Raw genomic sequence first — 21,094 nt, 5'->3', positions numbered from 1 at the left:
AGCGAGATGGAAGGCAAAGGTGCGCGCAGCAGGCGTTCAGCCACCGGCCAGCTTGACGGTATAGCCCATCCGCGTGAGTTCAGCCTTGAGCGTCTCGCGGTGATCGCCCTGGATCTCCACGATGCCATCCTTGAGGCTGCCGCCAGTGCCGCACCGCTGCTTGAGAGTCTTGGCCAGGGCCTTGAGTTCCTTCTCGGCGAGCGGAATCCCGCTCACGGTGGTCACGCCCTTGCCCTTGCGACCGCTGGTCTCGCGACGGATACGCACCACGCCATCGAGGCTTGCCAGGCGATCACGCTCGGCGAGGTCGGCACATTCGCACTCGGCTTCGGCACGCCGACACTCAGGGCAGGTTGCGCCATGTTCGGTGGAATAGACAAGCCCGGACAGTTGATCCTTGAGCGAGGCCATGATGTCTCCTGCGATACGGTGATGAATGATCAATGCCAAACGGAATCTCGAAAGGATACCTGCGTGCGCGAGAGGCTGGCACCCTGAGGCGCATAAAAAAGGCGACCCCGAAGGGTCGCCTTTCTCTTCATTCCCTGCCTGTTCGCGTGCGGGCAGGCAGGGAGACCTTGGCGGGTGCCGCCCGATCAGTTGATCTTCGGGTCCAGCTCGCCACGGTTGTAACGCTCGAACATCGCTTCGAGGTTGATCGGGTCGATCTTGCTGCCATGACCGGCGGCACCGAAGGCTTCGTAGCGGGCGATGCAGATGTCGCGCATCGCCTTCACGGATTCCTTCAGATACTTGCGCGGGTCGAATTCAGACGGGTTCTGCGCCATGAAGCGACGGATGGAACCGGTAGAGGCCAGACGCAGGTCGGTGTCGACGTTGATCTTGCGCACGCCGTGCTTGATGCCTTCGACGATCTCGTCGACCGGCACGCCGTAGGTTTCCGGAATCTTGCCGCCGTATTCGTTGATGATTTCCAGCCAGTCCTGCGGCACGGAGGAAGAGCCGTGCATCACCAGGTGAGTCTCGGGGATGCGGGCGTGGATTTCCTTGATGCGCTGGATGGACAGGGTGTCACCCGTCGGCGGCTTGGTGAACTTGTAGGCGCCGTGGGAGGTGCCGATGGCGATGGCCAGGGCATCGACGTGGGTCTTCTTGACGAAGTCGGCGGCTTCTTCCGGGTCGGTCAGCATCTGGTCGTGGTCCAGCTTGCCTTCGGCACCGATGCCGTCTTCTTCACCGGCCATGCCGGTTTCCAACGAGCCGAGGCAACCCAGTTCGCCTTCGACGGACACGCCACAGGCGTGGGCCATCTCGACGGTGCGACGGGTCACATCGACATTGTATTCGTAGCTGGTCGGGGTCTTTCCGTCTTCGCCCAGCGAGCCGTCCATCATCACCGAGCTGAAGCCCAGCTGGATGGAGCGCTGGCAGACTGCCGGCGAGGTGCCGTGATCCTGGTGCATGACCACCGGGATATGCGGGAATTCTTCCACCGCAGCCAGGATGAGGTGGCGAAGGAACGGCGCGCCCGCGTATTTGCGTGCGCCGGCGGAGGCCTGGACGATCACCGGAGAATCGGTGTGATCGGCGGCTTCCATGATGGCGCGCATCTGCTCGAGGTTGTTGACGTTGAACGCCGGGATGCCGTATCCGTACTCGGCTGCGTGGTCCAACATCTGGCGCATGCTGATCAATGCCATGACATCACCTGTCTTTTTGAGGAATCGAGTGGAGAAGCGTCGGGTGCCCCCCGTCAGCTGACGGGGAGCGACCTTGTGGCCGTGACTCTAAGCCTGCGCCAATGAGGACACAGGCGGGTTCAGCTTGCTGCGGCTTCCAATGCCGCAACGGCCGGCAGTACCTTGCCTTCCACGTATTCGAGGAAGGCGCCGCCACCGGTAGAAATGTAGGAGACGCGCGACTCGACGTCGTACTTGTCGATGGCCGCCAGGGTGTCGCCACCGCCGGCGATGGAGAAGGCGTCGCTCTCGGCGATGGCCATCGCCAGCTGCTCGGTGCCGTTGGCGAACTGTTCGATCTCGAACACGCCGACCGGACCGTTCCACAGAATGGTGCCGGCGTCCTTGAGCAGCGCACCGAAGCGCGAGGCGGTCTCCGGACCGATATCCAGGACCATCTCGTCGTCCTGGACGTCGGCGACGGCGCGCACGACGGCTTCGGCCTTGTCGGAGAACTCGGTGGCGACGACGACGTCGGTCGGCAGCGGGATCTCGACCTTGTCCATCAGCGCGCGAGCGGTATCGAGCAGGTCAGCCTCGTAGAGGGACTTGCCGACGTTGTAACCGGCCGCCGCGATGAAGGTGTTGGCGATGCCACCACCGACGATCAGCTGATGGCACTTGTCGGACAGCGCCTTAAGCACGTCGAGCTTGGTGGAGACCTTGGAGCCACCGACGATGGCGACCATCGGCGCACGCGGTGCGGCGAGTGCCTTCTCGAGGGCTTCCAGCTCGGCGGCCAGCAGCGGGCCGGCGCAGGCATCCGGGGCGAAGCGTGCCACGCCATGGGTCGAGGCCTGGGCACGGTGCGCGGTGCCGAAGGCATCCATCACGTAGACATCGCACAGCGCGGCGTAGGCGCGGGACAGGGATTCCTCGTCCTTCTTCTCGCCCTTGTTGAAGCGCACGTTCTCCAGCAGCACGACCTCGCCTTCGGCGACATCCGGTGCCGTGTCGAGGTAGTCGTTGATCAGGCGCACCGGGCTGCCCAGCAGCTCGCCCAGATGTGCCGCGACCGGTGCCAGCGAGAACTGGTCTTCCGGCTCACCCTCGGTGGGGCGGCCCAGATGACTCATCAGCATCACGCGTGCGCCGGCGTCACGTGCCGCCTTGATGGTCGGCAGGCTGGCACGGATGCGCGCGTCGCTGGTCACCTGACCGTCGCGGATCGGCACGTTGAGATCTTCGCGGATCAGCACACGCTTTCCGGACAGGTCGAGGGCGGTCATCGTTTGCACGTTCATGACGGGTTCCTTGGTCGTGAATCGGTGGAGAGAGCTTCCCTCGCCAGAGGCGTTGTCATCTCGCAGGCGTGCCAATGGGTGGCGACGTCCAGCATGCGATTGGCAAAGCCCCATTCGTTGTCGAACCAGCACAGCATCTTGATCAGCCGGCCGCCGGCAACACGGGTCTGGGTCGCATCCACGATACCCGAGCGCGGATCGTGGTTGAAGTCGATGGATGCCGTCGGCTCCTCGCTCAATCCCATCAGGCCCTGCAGGCGTTGGGCGCAGGCCTCGCGCAGCAGGTCATTGACCTCATCCGCGCTCACGTCACGCTTCACCTCGATGGACATGTCCATGCAGGACACGTTGATGGTCGGCACGCGCAGGTGCAGACATTCGAAGCGTCCTTCCAGGTGCGGCATCAGGCGGTTGATGCCCTTGGCCAGGCCGGTGTCCACCGGCACGATCGAACTCATCGCCGAGCGCGTCAGGCGCAGGTCCGTCTGGTGGTAGGCGTCGATCACCGGCTGGTCGTTCATCGCCGAGTGCACCGTGGTGGTGACGCCGCGCTCCAGCCCGAAGGCCTCTTCCAGCACCGTCAGAATCGGAATCAGGCAATTGGTGGTGCACGACGCCGCCGAGACGATGCGCATGCCGCTGCCTGGCTGTCCCGCCTCGGCGGGGGCCAGCGCCGACTGATTGATGCCGCACACGATGGTGGCATCGACATCGGCGTCGGTATCGCCGGGCTGGGAGAACAGCAGCCGGCCGGCGCCTGCCGCCAGATGCCGCTCGGCGGTGGCGCGGTCCTTGAAGCTGCCGGAGCACTCCAGCACCAGGTCAATCCCCAATGCCCGCCAGGGCAGGCAATCTGGATTGGCCTCGGACAGGATGCTGATCGCATGGCCGTTGACGACCAGCTGGCCGTCGCGCTGTTCCACCGTGCCGGGGAAGCGGCCGTGGGTGGTGTCGTAGCGGGTCAGATAGGTGATGGTGTCCAGGTCTGACAGCTCGTTGATCGCGACCACTTCCAGCGGCAGTGCCTCACCGCGTGCTTCACGTTCTACCAGCGCTCTCAGCACACACTGACCGATGCGTCCGTAGCCATTGATGGCCACTCGCAAGGGAGCGTTTCCCTGGCGTCGGGACGCCTTGTCTCCCTGGGGAGCGTCGGCGGTGGGCAGAGGCGGCTGGTGGTTCAAGGGTGTCGTGTTCCGAGTGTTTTTCAGGGGGTCCATGGTAGCGCATCGCTTTGCTGGGCGGAGGGAGCGAAAGGCGCGCAAGCGCCTGATTTCTGGTTTTTTTCGTCTAAGGACACGTAGTCACACTACTCAACTGGAGGGGTTGTGTAGTCGCCGTCTGCGCTGTCTGTCGTGGGCATGATCACCGGAGAATGACCGCTCATGCAGGATGAATCGTGTCATCAAGCCGCGACTCGTGTGAGCCACGTCGACTACAGGCGACAGCCGGTGACGCTTGAGGGCTCCTCGAGTGTCGCACAGACGAAAACGCCGCCGCTCCCAGCGGGAGGCGGCGGCGTCGGTCTGCATCCCACTCCGTCATCGACGGGGTGGGTCAGGCGGTGATCAGCCCAGCAGTTTGTTGGCGCGTTCGACCACGTTCTCGACCGTGAAGCCGAAGTGCTTGAACAGGTCGCCAGCCGGCGCGGATTCCCCGAAGGTCTCCATGCCGATGATGTCGCCGTTCAGGCCGACATACTTGAACCAGTAGTCACGATGACCGGCTTCGATCGCCACGCGCGCGGTGACGGAAGACGGCAGCACGGATTCGCGGTATTCCGCGTCCTGCGCATCGAACAGGTCGGTGGCCGGCATGGACACGACACGCACGGCGCGACCGGCGGCTTCCAGCTCGGCGGCGGCATCCATCGCCAGGCCGACTTCGGAGCCGGTGGCGATCAGGATCACTTCCGGCTGGCCGTTGGCAGCATCCTTCAGCACGTAACCGCCACGGCTGATGTTGGCCAGCTGTGCCTTGTCACGGTTCTGGTGCGGCAGGTTCTGACGCGACAGGATCAGCGCGGTCGGGCCGGAGTGACGCTTGATGGCTGCATCCCACGCTGCCGCGGTCTCCACGGCATCCGCCGGACGCCAGGTGGACAGGTTCGGCGTGGTGCGCAGGCTGGTCAGCTGTTCGATCGGCTGGTGCGTCGGGCCATCTTCGCCCAGACCGATGGAGTCGTGGGTGAAGACGTAGACGGCCTGCTGACCCATCAGGGCGGCCATGCGAACGGCGTTGCGCATGTATTCCATGAAGATCAGGAAGGTCGCGCCGTACGGGATGAAGCCGCCGTGCAGACCGGCGCCGTTCATGATCGCGCCCATGCCGAACTCACGCACACCGTAGTGCAGGTAGTTGCCGCTGAAGTCTTCGCGGGTGATCGCCTGGGCGCCCTTCCAGAAGGTCAGGTTGGACGGGGCCAGGTCGGCACTGCCGCCGAGCAGTTCCGGCAGCTGCGGGCCGAGCTGGTTCAGGCACTCGAAGGACGCCTTGCGCGAGGCCGGGCTGTCGCCGGCGGCCTGGGCATCCTCGATCATCTTCTCGCTGGTCAGGGCGTGCGGCAGCTTGCCTTCCAGGCGACGGGTGAACTCGGCGGCCAGTTCCGGGTGTGCTTCGGCGTAACGGGCGAAGCGTGCATCCCAGTCGCTCTCGAGCTTGGCGCCGCGCTCGCTGGCGTCCCAGCCCTGATAGATGTCTTCCGGAACGTGGAAGGGCGCGTGGGTCCAGCCCAGCTTCTCGCGGGTGGCAGCGACTTCGTCGTCACCCAGCGGCGCGCCGTGGCAGGACTCGGTGCCTTCCTTGTTCGGGGAGCCGAAGCCGATCACGGTCTTGCAGATGATCAGGCTCGGCTTGTCGTCGTGGCTCTTGGCCAGCGCGATGGCGGCGTTGATCTCTTCCGGCTTGTGGCCGTCGACGTTGGAGACGACGTGCCAGCCGTAGGACTCGAAACGCTTGGCGGTGTCATCGGTGAACCAGCCTTCGACTTCGCCATCGATGGAGATGCCGTTGTCGTCATACAGGGCGATCAGCTTGCCCAGACCCAGGGTGCCGGCCAGCGAGCCGACCTCGTGGGAGATGCCTTCCATCATGCAACCGTCACCCAGGAAGCACCAGGTGGTGTGGTCGACGACGGTGTGACCCGGACGGTTGAACTGCGCCGCCAGTGTCTTCTCGGCGATCGCCATGCCGACGGCATTGGCCAGACCCTGACCCAGCGGGCCGGTGGTGGTCTCGATGCCCGGCGCGTAGCCGTATTCCGGGTGACCGGCGGTCTTGGCATGCAGCTGGCGGAAGTTCTGCAGGTCTTCAAGGCTCAGCTGATAACCCGAGAGGTGCAACAGGGAGTAGAGCAGCATGGAGCCATGGCCGTTGGACAGCACGAAGCGGTCACGATCGGCCCAGTTCGGGTTGGCCGGGTTGTGCTTGAGGTGGTCGTTCCAGAGCACTTCAGCGATGTCGGCCATGCCCATGGGGGCGCCGGGGTGGCCAGACTTGGCCTTCTGAACGGCGTCCATGGAAAGTGCACGGATGGCGTTGGCCAGGTCAAAACGGGAAGGCATGCAGTAGCTCCTCGCCTGCGGGCGTCAAGAGTGGGGCAATGAATCACGGCGTGCTGCGCCGGACGCTCAGTGCATCCCGAGAGCCAGGGCATGCTGCTGCCTGGGTCTCCTTCAGGACTGTGCGCCTGAAACAGTGCGCCGGAAAGGACAGTGCGTCGCGTGAACCTTGTACGCTCGGACTCGCGTCCGAGCGTGATCTCCGGGCGGGTATTGTCACCGAGATGACAGGGCGCGGCAAATCGCATCCGGGATGCGCGCTCGTCCAAAGGTGGCAACGGCTTATTACCCTGTGTGCAGCGCTTGTCGCAAAAAGGTCTCGATTGGACGGCCCCACGGGCCCCATTGCGCTAGGAACTCACATAAGTGGCGTGTAAACTCGCCCCCCCGAGGCTCAACCGCCCGTGTTGAGCTTCATCGTGCGCCGCAAGCGTGTTTCTACTCGGTCGTCAACGCAGTCTGCCGTCAGTGGCCGAATCATCCCCGCATCCGAAAAGAGGGTCGAGGACCAATGAGCGAATACTCACTCTTCACATCCGAGTCCGTGTCCGAAGGGCATCCGGACAAGATTGCCGACCAGATTTCCGACGCCGTGCTCGATGCCATCATCGCGCGCGACAAGCAGGCACGCGTGGCGTGCGAAACGCTCGTCAAGACAGGCGTTGCCATCGTGGCCGGTGAGATCTCCACCAGCGCGTGGGTGGATCTCGAGGAGCTGGTACGTCGTGTCATCACCGATATCGGCTATACCTCTTCCGACGTCGGCTTCGACGGCGAGACCTGTGGTGTCCTCAACCTGATCGGCAAGCAGAGCATCGATATCGCCCAGGGCGTCGATCGCACCAAGCCGGAAGATCAGGGCGCGGGCGACCAGGGCCTGATGTTCGGTTACGCCACCAACGAGACCGACTCCTTCATGCCGGCGCCGATCCACTACGCTCACCGTCTGGTGGAGCGTCAGGCGGAACTGCGCAAGAACGGCATGCTGCCGTGGCTGCGTCCGGATGCGAAGAGCCAGGTCACCTTCCGCTACGACGAAGCCGGCAAGCCGGTCGCCGTCGAAGCCGTCGTGCTGTCGACCCAGCATGACCCGGAAGTGTCCCAGGAAGACCTGCGCGCGATGGTCAAGCGCGAGATCATCGAGCAGGTGCTGCCGGCCGAGTGGCTGTCCGAGACCACCGAATACCACATCAACCCGACCGGCAACTTCGTCATCGGTGGCCCGGTGGGTGACTGTGGTCTGACGGGTCGCAAGATCATCGTCGACACCTACGGCGGCATGGCCCGTCACGGTGGTGGTGCCTTCTCCGGCAAGGACCCGTCCAAGGTCGACCGCAGCGCCGCCTATGCCGGTCGCTACGTGGCCAAGAACGTCGTCGCCAGCGGCCTGGCCGACAAGTGCGAGATCCAGGTCTCCTACGCCATCGGTGTCGCCGAGCCGACCTCCGTCTCGATCAACACCTTCGGCACCGGCAAGATCAGCGATGCCAAGATCGTCGAGCTGGTGCGCGAGCACTTCGACCTGCGTCCGTACGCCATCACCACCATGCTGGACCTGGCGCACCCGATGTATCAGCTGACCGCTGCCTACGGCCACTTCGGTCGTGAGCCGTTCGAGCACAGCTACAGCTGGACCGACGTGAGCGGCGAGCAGAAGACCGAAACCTTCACCGCCTTCCCGTGGGAAAAGACCGATCGTGCCGCTGGCCTCAAGGCTGCCGCTGGCCTGTAAGTCCGCCAGTTCGACAGGCCTGGCAGGTGGCGGACGTCTCGCCCCTCGCTTTCGGCGCCATGACAAGAAAACCCGCCTCGGCGGGTTTTCTTGTCTCTGGCCCTCCTTCGGACAGCAACAGGAGAGATGCCCAGTGGCTGATCTACGCTATCTCAAGGGCTACGCCCCCGAGATCCAACAGCAGGCGAGTGAACTGCTGGCGTCGGGCAAGACGGCAGCCTTCTTCCTCGGCAAGTATCCCGAGCCTCATCAGCTGCAGGGTGCGCGGGCGCTGCATGACTACACCATGGCGCTGAAGAATCGGTATCTGCGCAGCTCGGCGCCGATCAGCAAGGTGATCTACGACGACCGGATTCACGTCATCGACAACGCCCTGGGGCTGCACACCTTCGTGTCGCGGGTGCAGGGCAACAAGCTCAAGGCCAAGAACGAGATCCGTATCTCGTCGCTGTTCCGGCGTCTGCCGGAGCCACTGCTCAACATGATCGTGGTGCATGAGCTGGCGCATCTGCGCGAGAAGGCCCACGACAAGGCGTTCTACCGGCTCTGCTGTCACATGCAGCCGGAGTATCATCAACGTGAGTTCGAGCTGCGTCTCTATCTCTGCCACCGTGAACGCCACGGCGATCTCTGGTAGCCGCGCTCCGTTCTGGTAGCCATGAGCCGCTCTGGACAGTCACGCTCAGCTCAGACAGCCACGCGGCCGCTCACGCGACAGAAGAACTGGAAAGAATGACAAGGACGTCATGCCATCAGGGGTATCGGCGCCACTGCAAAGGACCGTTTTCGGATGCTCAATCTCGCTGCACTGTTCATCACCATCACTGCCGTGTGCATGTGGTTCAATCATCGCGTCCTGCGCCTGCCGCCGACCATCGGAGTGATGGCCATCGGCCTGGTGCTGTCGCTGGGCGTGATCGGGCTCGATCACTTCGCGGTGACCACCGTCGTGGCCGATACCGCGGAAGACTGGTTGGGGCGCATCAATTTCAACAGCCTGCTGATGGACGGCATGCTGTCCTTCCTGCTGTTCGCCGGCGCGCTGCACGTGGACCTCTCGCGCCTCAAGGCCTATCGCCGCTCCATCGGCCTGCTGGCCACGCTGGGCGTACTGATCTCGACGCTGGTGATCGGCTCCGCCGCCTGGTGGCTGTTCCAGTGGGCCGGTATCGAGGTGCCCTACCTGTATTGCCTGGTGTTCGGTGCGCTGATCTCGCCCACCGACCCGATCGCCGTGCTCGGCATCATGCGCAGTGCCGGCGCGCCTGCCGACATGGAAATCCGCATCGTCGGCGAATCGCTGTTCAATGATGGCGTGGCGGTGGTGCTGTTCACCGCGCTGCTGAGTGCGGCGTCGGCCGGCAGCGGCGAGGTCGAGCTCGGCCACATGGGGCTCTTGTTCCTCGAGGAAGCCGGCGGCGGCATCCTGCTCGGGCTGGCGCTGGGCGCGCTGGTCTACCAGCTGATGCGCAGCATCGACCAGTATCAGGTCGAGGTGATGCTGAGTCTGGCGCTGGTGCTGGGCGGCTATGCGCTGGCCTCGGCGCTGCATGTCTCCGGCCCCATCGCGATGGTGGTGGCGGGGCTGATCATCGGCAACATGGCGCGTGATGGCGCCATGTCCGACAACACCCGCCGCTATCTGGACGGCTTCTGGGAGCTGGTCGACGAGATTCTCAACGCGGTGCTGTTCGTGCTGATCGGCCTCGAACTGGTACTGATGCCGATCACGCTGACCTCGATCGGCATCGCGCTGGTGCTGGTGGCGGTGATCCTGCTCTCGCGCCTGGCGCTGATCGGCCTTCCGCTGAGCCTCTTGCGTCGCTGGTACACCTTCCGTCCCGGCACCACGCGCGTGCTCACCTGGGGTGGCCTGCGCGGCGGCATCTCGGTGGCGCTGGCACTGGCGATTCCCGAAGGCGACTTCCGCGAGCCGCTGGTGGTCACCACCTACATCATCGTGCTGTTCTCGATCCTCGTGCAGGGGTTGAGTATCGGCAAGCTGGTGACGGCGGTGGTCGGCGATCGCAGCCACTCGGGAGAGTCGAACGACAAGCACTGAGTCAGAGTCGGCCAATGCAAACGCCCCTTCACTGACAGCAGTGCGGGGGCGTTTGCGTTTCGGTCGCGAGGCGCCAGCCAAGGGCAGTTCGCCTGCGGGTCAAAGGGCCGCCAGGCCCCGGGCAAAGACACCGCTGAGAGGTTTCACCTCACCCGCTTGCTTCGCGCGAGCGACAGCGGGCTGGCGCATCAGGGTCAGCAGCAGGTCGCGCCCCGCCAGCAGCGGATCGACCACCGGCAGGCCGATCTCTGACGCGATGGCATCACGCAGCGGCCCCATCGCAGCGCAGCCCAGCACGATGCTGCCGGCACCGCTGGCTCTGGCGTGTTCACAGCGCTCCAGCAATGGCGCGGGGGGAGTGCGCGCCTCGGACAGCGCGAGTACCGGTACGTCACAGGCCAGCAGCGCCTTGCACAGAGGGCGCATCGCATAGCGCTCCAGCAGCTGCTCGGACATCGGCAGCGTGCTGGTCATGCTGGTGACGATGGCAAAGGAGGGAGCCGCCAGCGTGGCCATGTGCATGGCGGCCTGGGCGATGCCGATCACCGGCACGGGGCTCAGTTCACTTGCGGCCTCGAGGCCGGGGTCACCGAAGCAGGCCAGCAGATAGCCATCGGCGGGCGGGGTCTCCAGCAGGCCCTCACGATCACGGGCGATCAGCGCCAGCAGCGCGACCACCGCCATGGCTTCCTCGACGGCGGTCTCGATGCTGGGGGCGCCATGCTCGGCAGTCAGCACCTCGAGGTGGACGTCCCGGGAGAGCTGCCGTTGCAGCGAGTGCGCCATCTGCTGACTCATCGCCTGGCTGGTGTTGGGATTGATGACCTTGAGACGCAACATGGCGGGCTCTCTCATGATGGGTGGCTCGTGAAGGGCTTTCTCGTGCCGGCGCGCGTCGGATGCAGGGCCGTACGAGCGGAGCACACAAAACACGAGCAGCATCCGTGCCAGTCCCGGCGACACCTGCTGGCGCAACGTTCGTTTCATTGACGGCGCGCTTCTGTGGTGCATATGGCTAATACAGCGGAAGTTAATGGTGCCTGATGTCTCAGGAGTTGCCACGCACATGACGTTGCTGGCAGGGGTGCCACGCAGATCGGGTCCTGGGGAAAACGCTTGGAGATTGAACATCCGCAACAAGTGTTTCACTGGCACGCTTGTTGATAAGGGGAGGGTATGGCGAGGCATGACGCCTCGTGACTGGCCCATGGCCCACAAGCCCCTCTGGAGACAACAATGACACCCCAGACTCCCCCTGATCTGAGCAACGCGAGCAAGCGGCTCATCAATGAGGACCTCGCCCCCTGCGAGCAGAACTGGAACTGGTACAACATCTTCTCGTTCTGGATGTCCGATGTGCACAGCGTCGGTGGCTACGTCTTTGCCGCCAGTCTGTTCACCCTGGGGCTGGCCAGCTGGCAGATTCTGGTCTCGATGCTGGTCGGCATTCTGGTGGTGCAGGTGTTCGCCAATCTGATCTCGCGGCCCAGCCAGCAGACGGGGGTGCCCTTCCCGGTGGTCTGCCGTCAGTCCTTCGGCATCCATGGTGCCAACATTCCGGCGATCATCCGCGGGCTGATCGCGGTGGTGTGGTACGGCATCCAGACGTATCTAGCGGCGCATGCCTTGATGCTGGTGCTGCTGCGCTACGTGCCGTCGCTGGAAGGGCTGACCGAGACCCAGCTGTTCGGGCTCTCGCAGCTGGGCTGGTACTGCTTCCTGTTCATGTGGGTACTGCAGGCGCTGGTGTTCTGGTGGGGCATGAATGCGGTGCGGCGCTTCATCGATTTCGCCGGGCCAGCCGTCTATGTGGTGATGTTCGCGCTGGCGGGCTGGATCGTCTGGCAGGCCGGCTGGGACAACATCAGCTTCACGCTGGGCAGCAAGACGCTCTCTGGCAGCGACGCCCTGTGGCAGATGGTGATCGCCGCGGCGCTGGTGGCGGGCTACTTCGCGGGGCCGACGCTCAACTTCGGGGACTTCTCGCGCTACTGCGCTACCCCCGGGGATGTGAAGCGCGGCAATTTCTGGGGCCTGCCGGTCAACTTCCTGCTGTTTGCCGTCATCACCGTGGTGGTGGTGTCCGGCACGCAGCCCATCTTCGGCGAGATGCTGCATGACCCGATGGAGACCGTCGCCCGCATCGACAATGGCGTCGCGGCAGCGCTGGGCATCCTGACCCTGGTGCTGGCGACCATCGGCATCAACATCGTGGCCAACTTCGTGTCACCGGCGTTCGACTTCTCCAATGTGGCACCGTCCCGCATCAGCTGGCGCATGGGCGGCATGCTCGCCGCCATCGGCTCCATCTTCATCACGCCGTGGAATCTGTTCAACAACCCGGAGATCATCCAGTACACCGTGGGTATCCTCGCCGCGGCCATCGGCCCGGTGTATGGCGTGATCCTGTTCGACCACTATCTGGTCAACAAGGGCGGCATCAACGCCAAGGCGCTGTTCACCGACAGCACGGAAGGCGAGTACTTCTTCGAGAAGGGCGTCAACGTCGCGGCGGTCAAGGCGCTGCTGGTCTCCTCGGCGGTGACGCTGATCATCAGCTTCCTGCCGCTGGGCGACATCACCCACTTCACGCTGTTCATCGGCGGTCTGATGGCGGCAGGGCTTTATGGCATCTTCTCGGGGTACTGGCTGGGAGATGCCGCCTCTGCACGCATCTATGTGCCGGCCGGGGTGCGCCAGAAGATGTCATGACGCTCAGGCCGTGAGCTGGCCGTGAGCTGGCCGTGACCTGGCCATGACCTGGCCATGACCTGGCCATGACCTGGCCGTGACCTGGCCGTGACCTGGTATTGCCTTGGCTTTACCTTCAGCGCCCTGCTGTCGCCACCGATATGGATGACGACAGCAGGGCGCTTTCGTTCGTGTTGCCGGCACATTCTTGTTGCCGACACCTCTTTGCCCTTTCTCCGCCTGGCCGGCCTGATGACACAGCACATTGTTCTATCAGGCAGACGGTATTCTTGCGTTTACTGATCAACTCTTTATTCCAGTGAGGTGTGCTCTGCGCGCGGTGTAACATTGGTTGATGCTACCGAGTGTCGAGGATGGAACATGCTGCTTCATGAACATCTGATGTTGCCGGGCAGGGACGGTTCGGATATCGAAGCGCAGCACTATCGCACGCGAATCAACAATACCTTCATCATGTTCGCCATGGCGTGCTTCGCCTGCTTCCTGCTGTTTGACTATTTCCAGGTGCCGTCTGCCTGGCAGGCGTTGTGGGTGGGGCGGCTGATCATCTTCCTCTGCTGCCTGCTGTGCATCCTCCAGCTGCGCCGCGGCGGCGTGCATTCGGACAAGATCCTGCTGGCCGGGGCGATACCCGCCAACCTGTTCTTCTGCTTCGGTGCCGCGCTGATTCCGGATGCGCTGACGCTGACGTTGTGGAACCTGAGTTTCTCGACCTGCATGCTGATCGCCATGCCCGCCTGGCTGGTGTGGGGCTGGCGCTACCAGCTGGCCAGCAGCCTGCCGCTGATACTGTGTTATGTGCCCATCTATGTGTGGCTGAGTCCCTTGTCGTTGACGACATTGGCCGGCGCTGGCGGTGCCTACACCCTGGGAACCCTCTTCATCGCGCCGGCACTGGCGCACGCCCGAGCCTCGACCTTCCATCGCACCATCCGGTTGCAGCGCACGCTGGAGGCGCGCAATCTCGAATTGCACGACATGAATCAGCGGTTGCTCACTCAGCAGAACGAGCTGGAATATCGCGCCAATCATGATCTGCTGACGGGGCTGCCCAATCGCCGTTTCGGCTTTGATTTTCTCGAGCGGATGCTGGCCGAGAGCACGAGCACCCGGCAATGCATGTCGATCCTGTTCGTGGATGTCGATCGCCTGAAGCACGTCAACGACAGCTTCGGGCACGCTGAGGGGGATCGCCTGATCCAGCTGGTGGCCCGGAGTGTCGCCCAGGCGGCCGGTGAAGACGGACTGGCATGCCGTCTGGGCGGCGATGAATTCCTGGTCGTGATGCCCGGAGCCTGTGATATGGCCAGCCAGCAGGCGACGACCCAGCTGATGCGCCATCTTCAGGAGCAACGCCTGGAGCAGCAAATCCCCTTCCCGGTCGAGGTCAGCATCGGGCGCGTCACCCACGACCCGGTATTGCAGGGCGATGTGGATGTCGATGATCTGATCCATATCGCGGATGACCGCATGTATCGTCAGAAGCGCGCTCGGCGGCGGGCCATGGCGGGCGCCAACGACCCTCAGGCGTGAGAAAGCCCGCGATCTTCCCTTCTTTCATGCTGCAAGTGATTGATGGCAATGGCTGTCATCGCTTTTTCATGTCGCTGTTACGGGTATGTCATCGCCTCCCCTCAGTCTTGCTGGGCAACGACAGGGGCCATCTGGGCCTCGCCTGTCGATTCCGCCTGGCAACCCAGAGGTGACTGACATGACCGCTCCGCAATCGGCTCCCCGTGCTGAAATGCCGCCTGCTCCCGACGCTCTCGGTCAGGTTCGCACGCTGTTCATCTCCGATGTGCATCTGGGAACCCCGGACTGCCAGGCGGCGCTGCTTGCGAAGCTGCTGCGTCGCGTGCGCCCCGAACGCCTGTATCTGGTCGGCGATATCGTCGACCTGCTGGCGATGCGCAAGCGTGCGGTGCTCGACAAGGACCAGCAGGCGCTGGTGGCGCGGGTGCTGCGTCTGGCGCGCAGCGGCTGTGAGGTCATCTACATTCCCGGCAATCATGATGCCGCCTTCCGTCGCCTGTGCGGCCTGAAGCTGCACAACGTGAGCATCGAGCGGCGCGCGATCCATACCACCGGCAGCGGCCGTCGCCTGCTGGTTTCCCACGGCGATGAATTCGACACCCATGTGCGCATCGCGCCGTGGCTGCTCAAGCTGGGCGATGGCATGCACGGCTTCATCCTGTCACTCAATCGCTGGTGCAACCGCGCGCGTGGCATGTTCGGGCTGCCGTACTGGTCGCTGGCCAGCGCGCTCAAGCGTCGTAGCGGCACCGCCCAGCGCTATGTGGCCCAGTTCGAGGAAGCCGCCATGCGTCAGGCGCGCCTCGAAGGGCTGGATGGCTATGTCGGGGGGCATATCCACCAGGCGGGCTTCCGGGTCGAGGCAGGCGTGCTCTACTGCAACGATGGCGACTGGGTCGAGCACTGCACCGCGCTGGCGGAAGATGCCGAAGGCGCGCTGCACCTGATCGACTGGCAGGGTCAAATCATCGAGACGGCGCCGCGCCATCTGATGCCGCGTCAGGCGCCGGCCGCGACGCCCGATGCCGTCACGCCCGAGATGGCTGGCGCCTGAGCCTCACCCCAGGCCGCTGATCGCCAGCATCCATGACAGATACAGCGGGATGATCAGCGGCGCCGCCAGGGTGGTCAGCATCACCGCGATCGCGCCCTTGGCCGGCTGGATATTCAGCTCGATGGCCAGCACGACCACATTGGCGGCCATCGGCACCACGCCCAGCAGCAGCAACACCTGCGCCAGCACCGGGTCGAGGGCGAACAGGCTGCCCAGCAGCATCACGCTGCCCAGACTCAGCAGCGGCCACATCACGAAGCGCAGACCGGTCGCGGCCAGAATGAAGCGCGGGTCGATCTCGCGCAGGCTGACACCGCCCAGCGTCATGCCGATGATCATCATGCCCAGCACCGTGTAGCTGTACTTGAAGTAGTCGAGTCCCTCCATCACCGCCCCCGGTACCTCGAGCCCCAGCGTCCCCACCAGCAGGGCGGCCAGAAAGGCGTAGATCAGCGGCAGACGCACGATCTTGACCAGGCTCTGGCGCATCGAGAACTGCCCGCGCGCACTGACATAGAAGCCCAGCGTGAACTCATACAGCGTGATGCCGAGCAGGCAGAACAGGTACTGTGTCACGCCTTCCGGCGGCAGCAACAGCATCGCGACCGGCAGGCCGAAGTAGCCGGTATTGCCGGTGCCCGAGGAGAAGGCGAGCAGGGCGGCTTCCTGCGGCGGGAAGAACTTCGCGGCCAGCGGGCGCACCAGCAGGCAGATGCTGCTGGCCAGCGAGAACAGTCCCAGCGTCAGGCCCAGATCACTCAGCGATGGCTCGCCGAGCACCAGCCCGCGGAAGAAGGTCAGCGGCGCGATCACATAGATCAGCAAGGTGGCGATGGGGCGCGGGTCGATCGCGAGGCGGCGTGCGCAGAGGGCGCCGAGGGCGACGAAGGTGATCAGCATCCAGAGCGGTTGCTGCAGATCGATGTGGTCCATCACGGTTCCTTGTAAAGCGTCATTGTCCTTTTGGCTCATCATGCCGTGTGGCCCCTGTCAGCGTCATCTCATGAATGATGCTCATTGCGCCTTTCCTTGATCCGGCTGCGCATCGCGTGGTTGCGCGCCTGGTGAGGGGCAGGACGCCACTGTCAGCAATGGTTATAAACACGCACTTTCTTATATGAATGGTATTGAAGTTGAGGCGAAAACCTTTCATTGGCCGGGGTCGGCGGCGGCGGTCAGAATGCTCGACATGCAGTGCAAGGGCGGTGGCGTGACGTGCCGGACGTGTATTGCTGCACGCGCACCGCGAAGTGTGCGGCGATAACGACATCAATGCCGGACACGACGACCACGAGGGCCGCCCCATGAGTGCAAGCGAACATCCGTCAGGGATCAGCTTCGAATTCTTCCCGCCGAATACCGAGGCCGGGCGTGAAAAGCTCAAGGGGGTTCGCGATCAGCTGGCGGCGCTGGAGCCGGAGTTCTTCTCCGTCACCTATGGCGCGGGTGGCTCCACGCGTGAGCGCACCTTCAACACCGTGCAGTCGGTCAGCGCCAGCGGCATCTGTACCGCGCCGCACCTGTCGTGTGTCGGCAGTGACCGCGGCGAGCTGCGCGAGATCCTGGCGCAATATCGCGAGCAGGGCGTCAAGCGCCTGGTGGCGTTGCGCGGGGACCTGCCCTCCGGAATGGGCTCGCGCAGCGAGCTGCGTTACGCCAATGAGCTGGTCGAGTTCGTGCGCGAGGAGACCGGTGACCACTTCGAGATCGCGGTGGCGGCCTATCCGGAGTGCCATCCGCAGGCCGACAACTACCACAGCGATCTCGAGAACTTCGCGCGCAAGATGCAGGCCGGCGCCGATATCGCCATCACCCAGTACTTCTTCAATGCCGATGCCTACTTCCACTTCGTGGAGCGCGCGCGTGCCGCCGGCATCCAGCAGCCGATCATCCCGGGGATCATGCCGATCACCAACTACACCAGGCTGGCGCGTTTCTCTGATTCCTGCGGGGCGGACATCCCGCGCTGGCTCCGCCGGCAGCTCGAGAGCTATGGCGATGACAGCGAGAGCCTTCAGGCCTTCGGCACCGAGGTGATCTCGCGCATGAGTCAGCGTCTGCTGGATGGCGGCGCGCCGGGCCTGCACTTCTATACCCTCAATCAGGCCGAGCCGTGTCTCAAGGTGCTGGAAAATCTGGGGATCTCTTCTCGTTGAGTCACGCGCGCCGGGTGCGCGCGACAAGTAATTGGAAAAGCGGCATTGAATGTGGCGTCGCTCGCCCTGAGGTCTGACGGGTAGCCGCTTGTGACAGCGGCCCGCAAGCCACTCAAGGCGTCGGCAGTGACGCCGGCCTCAGTGATGGAGAGATTGCTCATGAATCACGAGACACAGCACACGGCATCCTTTACGACCTCGTCCAGAAAGCCCCTCAAGACCGCCGCGACGGTGGCGCTCGGCGCCTGGTTGTTCGGCGGCGTCGCCCAGGCCGCCACCGAGGTGGAAATGCATCGCGTCAGCAGTGATGGCGTCGGTGAGTCCGTCGGCAGTGTCATGGCCGAGGATACCGATGATGGTCTGCTGCTGACGCCGAAGATCGAGGGGCTCGAGAGCGGCATCCACGGCTTCCACCTGCATGCCAATGCCAGCTGCGAACCGGCCGAGAAGGATGGCGAGACCGTCGCCGCGGCCGCGGCAGGTAGCCACTTTGATCCAGAAGAGACCGGTACCCACCAGGGGCCCTACGGTGACGGCCACCTCGGTGACCTTCCGGCGCTGAGCGTCGATGCCGATGGCAAGATCTCGCTGCCGGTGCTGGCACCGCGCCTCAAGGAAAGCGACCTCAGCGGCCATGCGCTGATGATCCACTCCGGCGGTGACAACTACACCGATACGCCCAAACTGGGCGGTGGCGGTTCGCGCGTCGCCTGCGGTGTAGTTGACTGATGTGTGGTCGACTGAACGGTGATCGACAGATCTACGGTCGACTGGTCTGTGGTCAATTGAACCACCTGCCGAGATGACATGAAAAAGCCCCGCCAATTGGCGGGGCTTTTTCATGTCGCAGCGCTATAGCAGATGTCAGTGCAGCTTGCCGGGGTCCAGAATGCGCACCGGCTGAACCTCATCGCTCGCCGGCGTCTCGCGGGGGTCGCTCACGCGCGTGGAAATCTCGGCGAGGGTCGGCGGTTCCTCGACGGCTTGCTGTTCGAAGAAGTCGCAGGACACGCAGTCACGGTAGCGGGTCTCGTTCTGCTCCCAGGTACGCAGGCGGTCCATTGCTCCGCAGCGCGGGCAGACGGCACCGGCGATGAAGCGCTTGATGGTAGACATGGTGCCTCCAGTCAGGGTCAGGGTAGGTCTGGCAATCCCGCCTCGGGCGGATGATGCGCCATATGATACGCCCCCGACCGGTAAAGGTCAGGGGCGCATGGTCAGCAGCTCGTGGTCAGGCTTGCGCCATCCCGAGACGGGGCGAGATCAGGCCGCCTGGGCACCGATGCCGGAGTGACGCAGCAGGGCATCGACCTGCGGGTCACGGCCACGGAAGGCGCGGAACAGCTCGGCGGCGTCACGCGAGCCACCGCGTGCCAGTACCTCGTCACGGAAGCGCTGGCCGGTGGCGGTATCGAAGACCGCGCTTTCCTCGAAGGCGCTGAAGGCGTCTGCCGACAGCACCTCGGCCCACTTGTAGCTGTAGTAACCCGCGGCGTAACCGCCGGCGAAGATATGGCTGAAGCCATTCTGGAAGCGGTTGAACTCGACCGCCGGCACCACGGCGACCTTGCTGCGCACCTCATCGAGCAGCGCCTGGACATCGCTGGCCGACGGCTTGTCGAGCTCATGATGCAGGCGGAAGTCGAACAGCGAGAACTCCAGCTGGCGGACCATGGTCATCGCCGCCTGGAAGTTGCGGGCTGCCTGCAGGCGCTCGAGCATGTCATCCGGCAGGCGCTCGCCGGTGTCGACGTGACGTGCGATCAGATCCAGCCCTTCACGCTCGTAGCAGAAGTTCTCCATGAACTGGCTGGGCAGCTCGACGGCGTCCCAGGCCACGCCATTGATGCCGGAGACTTCGGCGACTTCCTGACGGGTCAGCATGTGATGCAGGCCGTGACCGAACTCGTGGAACAGCGTGACCACTTCATCGTGGGTCAGCAGTGCCGGGCGATCGCCCACCGGGCGGGTGAAGTTGCAGGTCAGGTAGGCGACCGGCAACTGCAGGCTGCCATCCTCGCGGCGACGACGGACGCGGCACTCATCCATCCAGGCACCGCCCCGCTTGCCTTCACGCGCGTAGAGATCGAGATAGAAGCCGGCGATCGGGGTGTCATTCTCGATCACCTCGTAGTAGCTGACGTCCTCGTGCCAGACCGGCACTTCGCGCTGCTTGAAGGTGATGCCGTAGAGGCGGTTGACGACCTCGAACAGCCCGTCGATGGCCTGCGGCGCCGGGAAGTAGGGGCGCAGCTGCTCCTGATTGATCGCGTAGCGCGATTCGCGCAGCTTCTCGCTTGCGTAGCCGACATCCCACGGCTGCAGGTCGTCGATGCCGAGGCTCTCGGTGGCGTAGGCCGCCAGCTCGTTGAACTCTTCACGCGCCTGCGGCACGGCGCGGGTGGCGAGGTCATCCAGGAAGGCGATGACCTGCGCCGGCGAGTCGGCCATCTTGGTCGCCAGCGACAGTGAGGCGTAGTCGTCGAAGCCGATCAGCGCGGCCAGCTCCTGGCGCAGGGCCAGAATCTCCTCGATCACCGGACCGTTGTCGAATTCACCGGCGTTGGGGCCCTTCTCCGAGGCGCGCGTGACGAAGGCGGTGTAGACCTCCTCGCGCAGCTCGCGGTTGTCGGCATAGCTGAGCACCGGGAAGAAGCTCGGGAAGTCCAGGGTGATGCGATAGCCTTCCAGGCCCTTGGCTTCGGCATTGGCCTTGAGCGCTTCAAGGCCGCTTTCCGGTACGCCCGCCAGCGCCTCTTCGCCGACATCCTTGTGCCAGGCCTGGGTGGCATCCAGCACATGGTTGGAGAAGGTGTTGGAGAGCTCGGACAGGCGCGCCTGGATCTCGCCGTAACGCTGCTTCTTGTCTTGCGGCAGATCGACACCGGCGAGGCGGAAGTCGCGCAGGCTGTTGGTGATCGCCTTCTGCTGGGCTTCATCGAGGCTTGCGAACTCATCGCTGTCCGCGAGGCGCTGATAGGCCGCGGCCAGGTCGCTGTTCTGACCCACCCAGGTGGAGTAGGCCGACAGCTTGGCGAGACAGGCCTGGTAGGCCTCACGCAGCTTGGGCGAGTTCATGGTCGAGTTGAGGTGCGAGACCGGCGACCAGGCCTGGCTCAGGCGATCGCCCAGCGCTTCCAGCGGCGCGGCGAAGTTGTCCCAGCGCGTGTCATCGCGGGTGGCCTCGATCAGGCGCTCGATCTCCTGCTGGTTGTGCTCCAGCAGTTCGCTGATCGCGTCCTCGACATGCTCGGCCTTGAGGGTGTCGAAGGGGGGCAGGGTGTTGCGTTCCAGCAGGGGATTGATCGACATCATGTACCTCGCGTCATTCGGGTGGGCGG

The 21,094-nt window shown here is 64.2% G+C and carries 17 protein-coding genes; 8 read left to right on the top strand and 9 right to left on the bottom strand.

From position 1 onward, the window contains the following. Window positions 1–36: 36 nt before the first annotated feature. From LCW13_RS16860 to tkt, 5 genes are all read right to left on the bottom strand, one after another. The gene (locus tag LCW13_RS16860) at window positions 37–411 is read right to left on the bottom strand and encodes a translation initiation factor Sui1 (protein ID WP_225347429.1); all 375 of its coding nucleotides are present in this window, start codon (window positions 409–411) and stop codon (window positions 37–39) included. Between the two features lie 185 nt (window positions 412–596). Then, on the bottom strand, window positions 597–1,661 hold the full coding sequence (gene fba, locus LCW13_RS16855) for a class II fructose-bisphosphate aldolase (RefSeq protein ID WP_043335741.1): 1,065 nt from the start codon (window positions 1,659–1,661) through the stop codon (window positions 597–599). A gap of 119 nt (window positions 1,662–1,780) precedes the next feature. After that, window positions 1,781–2,944: a phosphoglycerate kinase gene (locus LCW13_RS16850; RefSeq protein ID WP_225347428.1), complete on the bottom strand. Its 1,164-nt coding sequence runs from the start codon at window positions 2,942–2,944 to the stop codon at window positions 1,781–1,783. Next, the gene (locus LCW13_RS16845; protein ID WP_225347427.1) at window positions 2,941–4,050 is read right to left on the bottom strand and encodes a type I glyceraldehyde-3-phosphate dehydrogenase; all 1,110 of its coding nucleotides are present in this window, start codon (window positions 4,048–4,050) and stop codon (window positions 2,941–2,943) included. The genes LCW13_RS16850 and LCW13_RS16845 overlap by 4 nt, the downstream gene beginning before the upstream one ends. A gap of 462 nt (window positions 4,051–4,512) precedes the next feature. Next, on the bottom strand, window positions 4,513–6,507 hold the full coding sequence (tkt, locus tag LCW13_RS16840) for a transketolase (RefSeq protein ID WP_043335737.1): 1,995 nt from the start codon (window positions 6,505–6,507) through the stop codon (window positions 4,513–4,515). 508 nt (window positions 6,508–7,015) lie between these two features. On the opposite strand from tkt, the gene metK reads away from it, so the two are divergent. The 3 genes from metK to LCW13_RS16825 all read left to right on the top strand — a co-directional run bounded on the left by metK (window position 7,016) and on the right by LCW13_RS16825 (window position 10,298). Further along, complete coding sequence (metK, locus tag LCW13_RS16835; RefSeq protein WP_043335733.1) at window positions 7,016–8,236, top strand: methionine adenosyltransferase; 1,221 nt, start codon at window positions 7,016–7,018, stop codon at window positions 8,234–8,236. A 133-nt stretch (window positions 8,237–8,369) separates the two neighbouring features. Next, a complete protein-coding gene (locus tag LCW13_RS16830; RefSeq protein ID WP_216061197.1) occupies window positions 8,370–8,873 on the top strand; it encodes a M48 metallopeptidase family protein in 504 nt (167 codons plus the stop codon). Window positions 8,874–9,026: 153 nt separating this feature from the next. Continuing rightward, window positions 9,027–10,298, top strand: a complete 1,272-nt coding sequence (locus LCW13_RS16825; RefSeq protein WP_054556326.1) for a cation:proton antiporter — start codon at window positions 9,027–9,029, stop codon at window positions 10,296–10,298. 99 nt (window positions 10,299–10,397) lie between these two features. Here the strand turns inward: LCW13_RS16825 and LCW13_RS16820 are convergent, their stop codons facing one another. Beyond that, window positions 10,398–11,153, bottom strand: coding sequence for an aspartate/glutamate racemase family protein (locus tag LCW13_RS16820; RefSeq protein WP_225347426.1), 756 nt, complete (start codon window positions 11,151–11,153; stop codon window positions 10,398–10,400). 381 nt (window positions 11,154–11,534) lie between these two features. Here LCW13_RS16820 and LCW13_RS16815 point away from each other — a divergent pair, with 381 nt between their 5' ends. The 3 genes from LCW13_RS16815 (at window position 11,535) to LCW13_RS16805 (ending at window position 15,597) form a co-directional block, all read left to right on the top strand. After that, window positions 11,535–13,010: an NCS1 family nucleobase:cation symporter-1 gene (locus tag LCW13_RS16815; RefSeq protein WP_225347425.1), complete on the top strand. Its 1,476-nt coding sequence runs from the start codon at window positions 11,535–11,537 to the stop codon at window positions 13,008–13,010. Between the two features lie 360 nt (window positions 13,011–13,370). Next, window positions 13,371–14,543, top strand: a complete 1,173-nt coding sequence (locus LCW13_RS16810; RefSeq protein WP_225347424.1) for a GGDEF domain-containing protein — start codon at window positions 13,371–13,373, stop codon at window positions 14,541–14,543. A gap of 178 nt (window positions 14,544–14,721) precedes the next feature. After that, complete coding sequence (locus LCW13_RS16805) at window positions 14,722–15,597, top strand: UDP-2,3-diacylglucosamine diphosphatase (protein WP_225347423.1); 876 nt, start codon at window positions 14,722–14,724, stop codon at window positions 15,595–15,597. A gap of 3 nt (window positions 15,598–15,600) precedes the next feature. Here LCW13_RS16805 and LCW13_RS16800 read toward each other — a convergent pair whose 3' ends face one another. Continuing rightward, window positions 15,601–16,530: an AEC family transporter gene (locus LCW13_RS16800; protein ID WP_054556323.1), complete on the bottom strand. Its 930-nt coding sequence runs from the start codon at window positions 16,528–16,530 to the stop codon at window positions 15,601–15,603. Window positions 16,531–16,901: 371 nt separating this feature from the next. Between LCW13_RS16800 and metF the strand changes: the two genes are divergently transcribed. Together metF and sodC are read left to right on the top strand one after the other, a co-directional pair. Continuing rightward, window positions 16,902–17,753 (top strand): methylenetetrahydrofolate reductase [NAD(P)H], encoded by an 852-nt coding sequence (metF, locus tag LCW13_RS16795; RefSeq protein WP_153636696.1) that lies wholly within the window; start codon window positions 16,902–16,904, stop codon window positions 17,751–17,753. A 159-nt stretch (window positions 17,754–17,912) separates the two neighbouring features. Next, window positions 17,913–18,482 carry a superoxide dismutase family protein gene (gene sodC, locus LCW13_RS16790; protein WP_107335816.1) on the top strand — a complete coding sequence of 190 codons (570 nt, stop codon included), beginning with the start codon at window positions 17,913–17,915 and terminating at the stop codon, window positions 18,480–18,482. Window positions 18,483–18,617: 135 nt separating this feature from the next. Here the strand turns inward: sodC and LCW13_RS16785 are convergent, their stop codons facing one another. Both LCW13_RS16785 and prlC read right to left on the bottom strand, forming a co-directional pair. Continuing rightward, complete coding sequence (locus LCW13_RS16785; RefSeq protein ID WP_225347422.1) at window positions 18,618–18,869, bottom strand: YheV family putative zinc ribbon protein; 252 nt, start codon at window positions 18,867–18,869, stop codon at window positions 18,618–18,620. A gap of 147 nt (window positions 18,870–19,016) precedes the next feature. After that, window positions 19,017–21,065, bottom strand: a complete 2,049-nt coding sequence (gene prlC, locus LCW13_RS16780; protein ID WP_192838979.1) for an oligopeptidase A — start codon at window positions 21,063–21,065, stop codon at window positions 19,017–19,019. Between the last annotated feature and the right edge of the window lie 29 nt (window positions 21,066–21,094).

It is taken from the genome of Cobetia amphilecti (assembly GCF_020217465.1).
Taxonomy (GTDB): domain Bacteria; phylum Pseudomonadota; class Gammaproteobacteria; order Pseudomonadales; family Halomonadaceae; genus Cobetia; species Cobetia amphilecti.
This window is presented reverse-complemented; position numbering and strand designations above follow the sequence as displayed.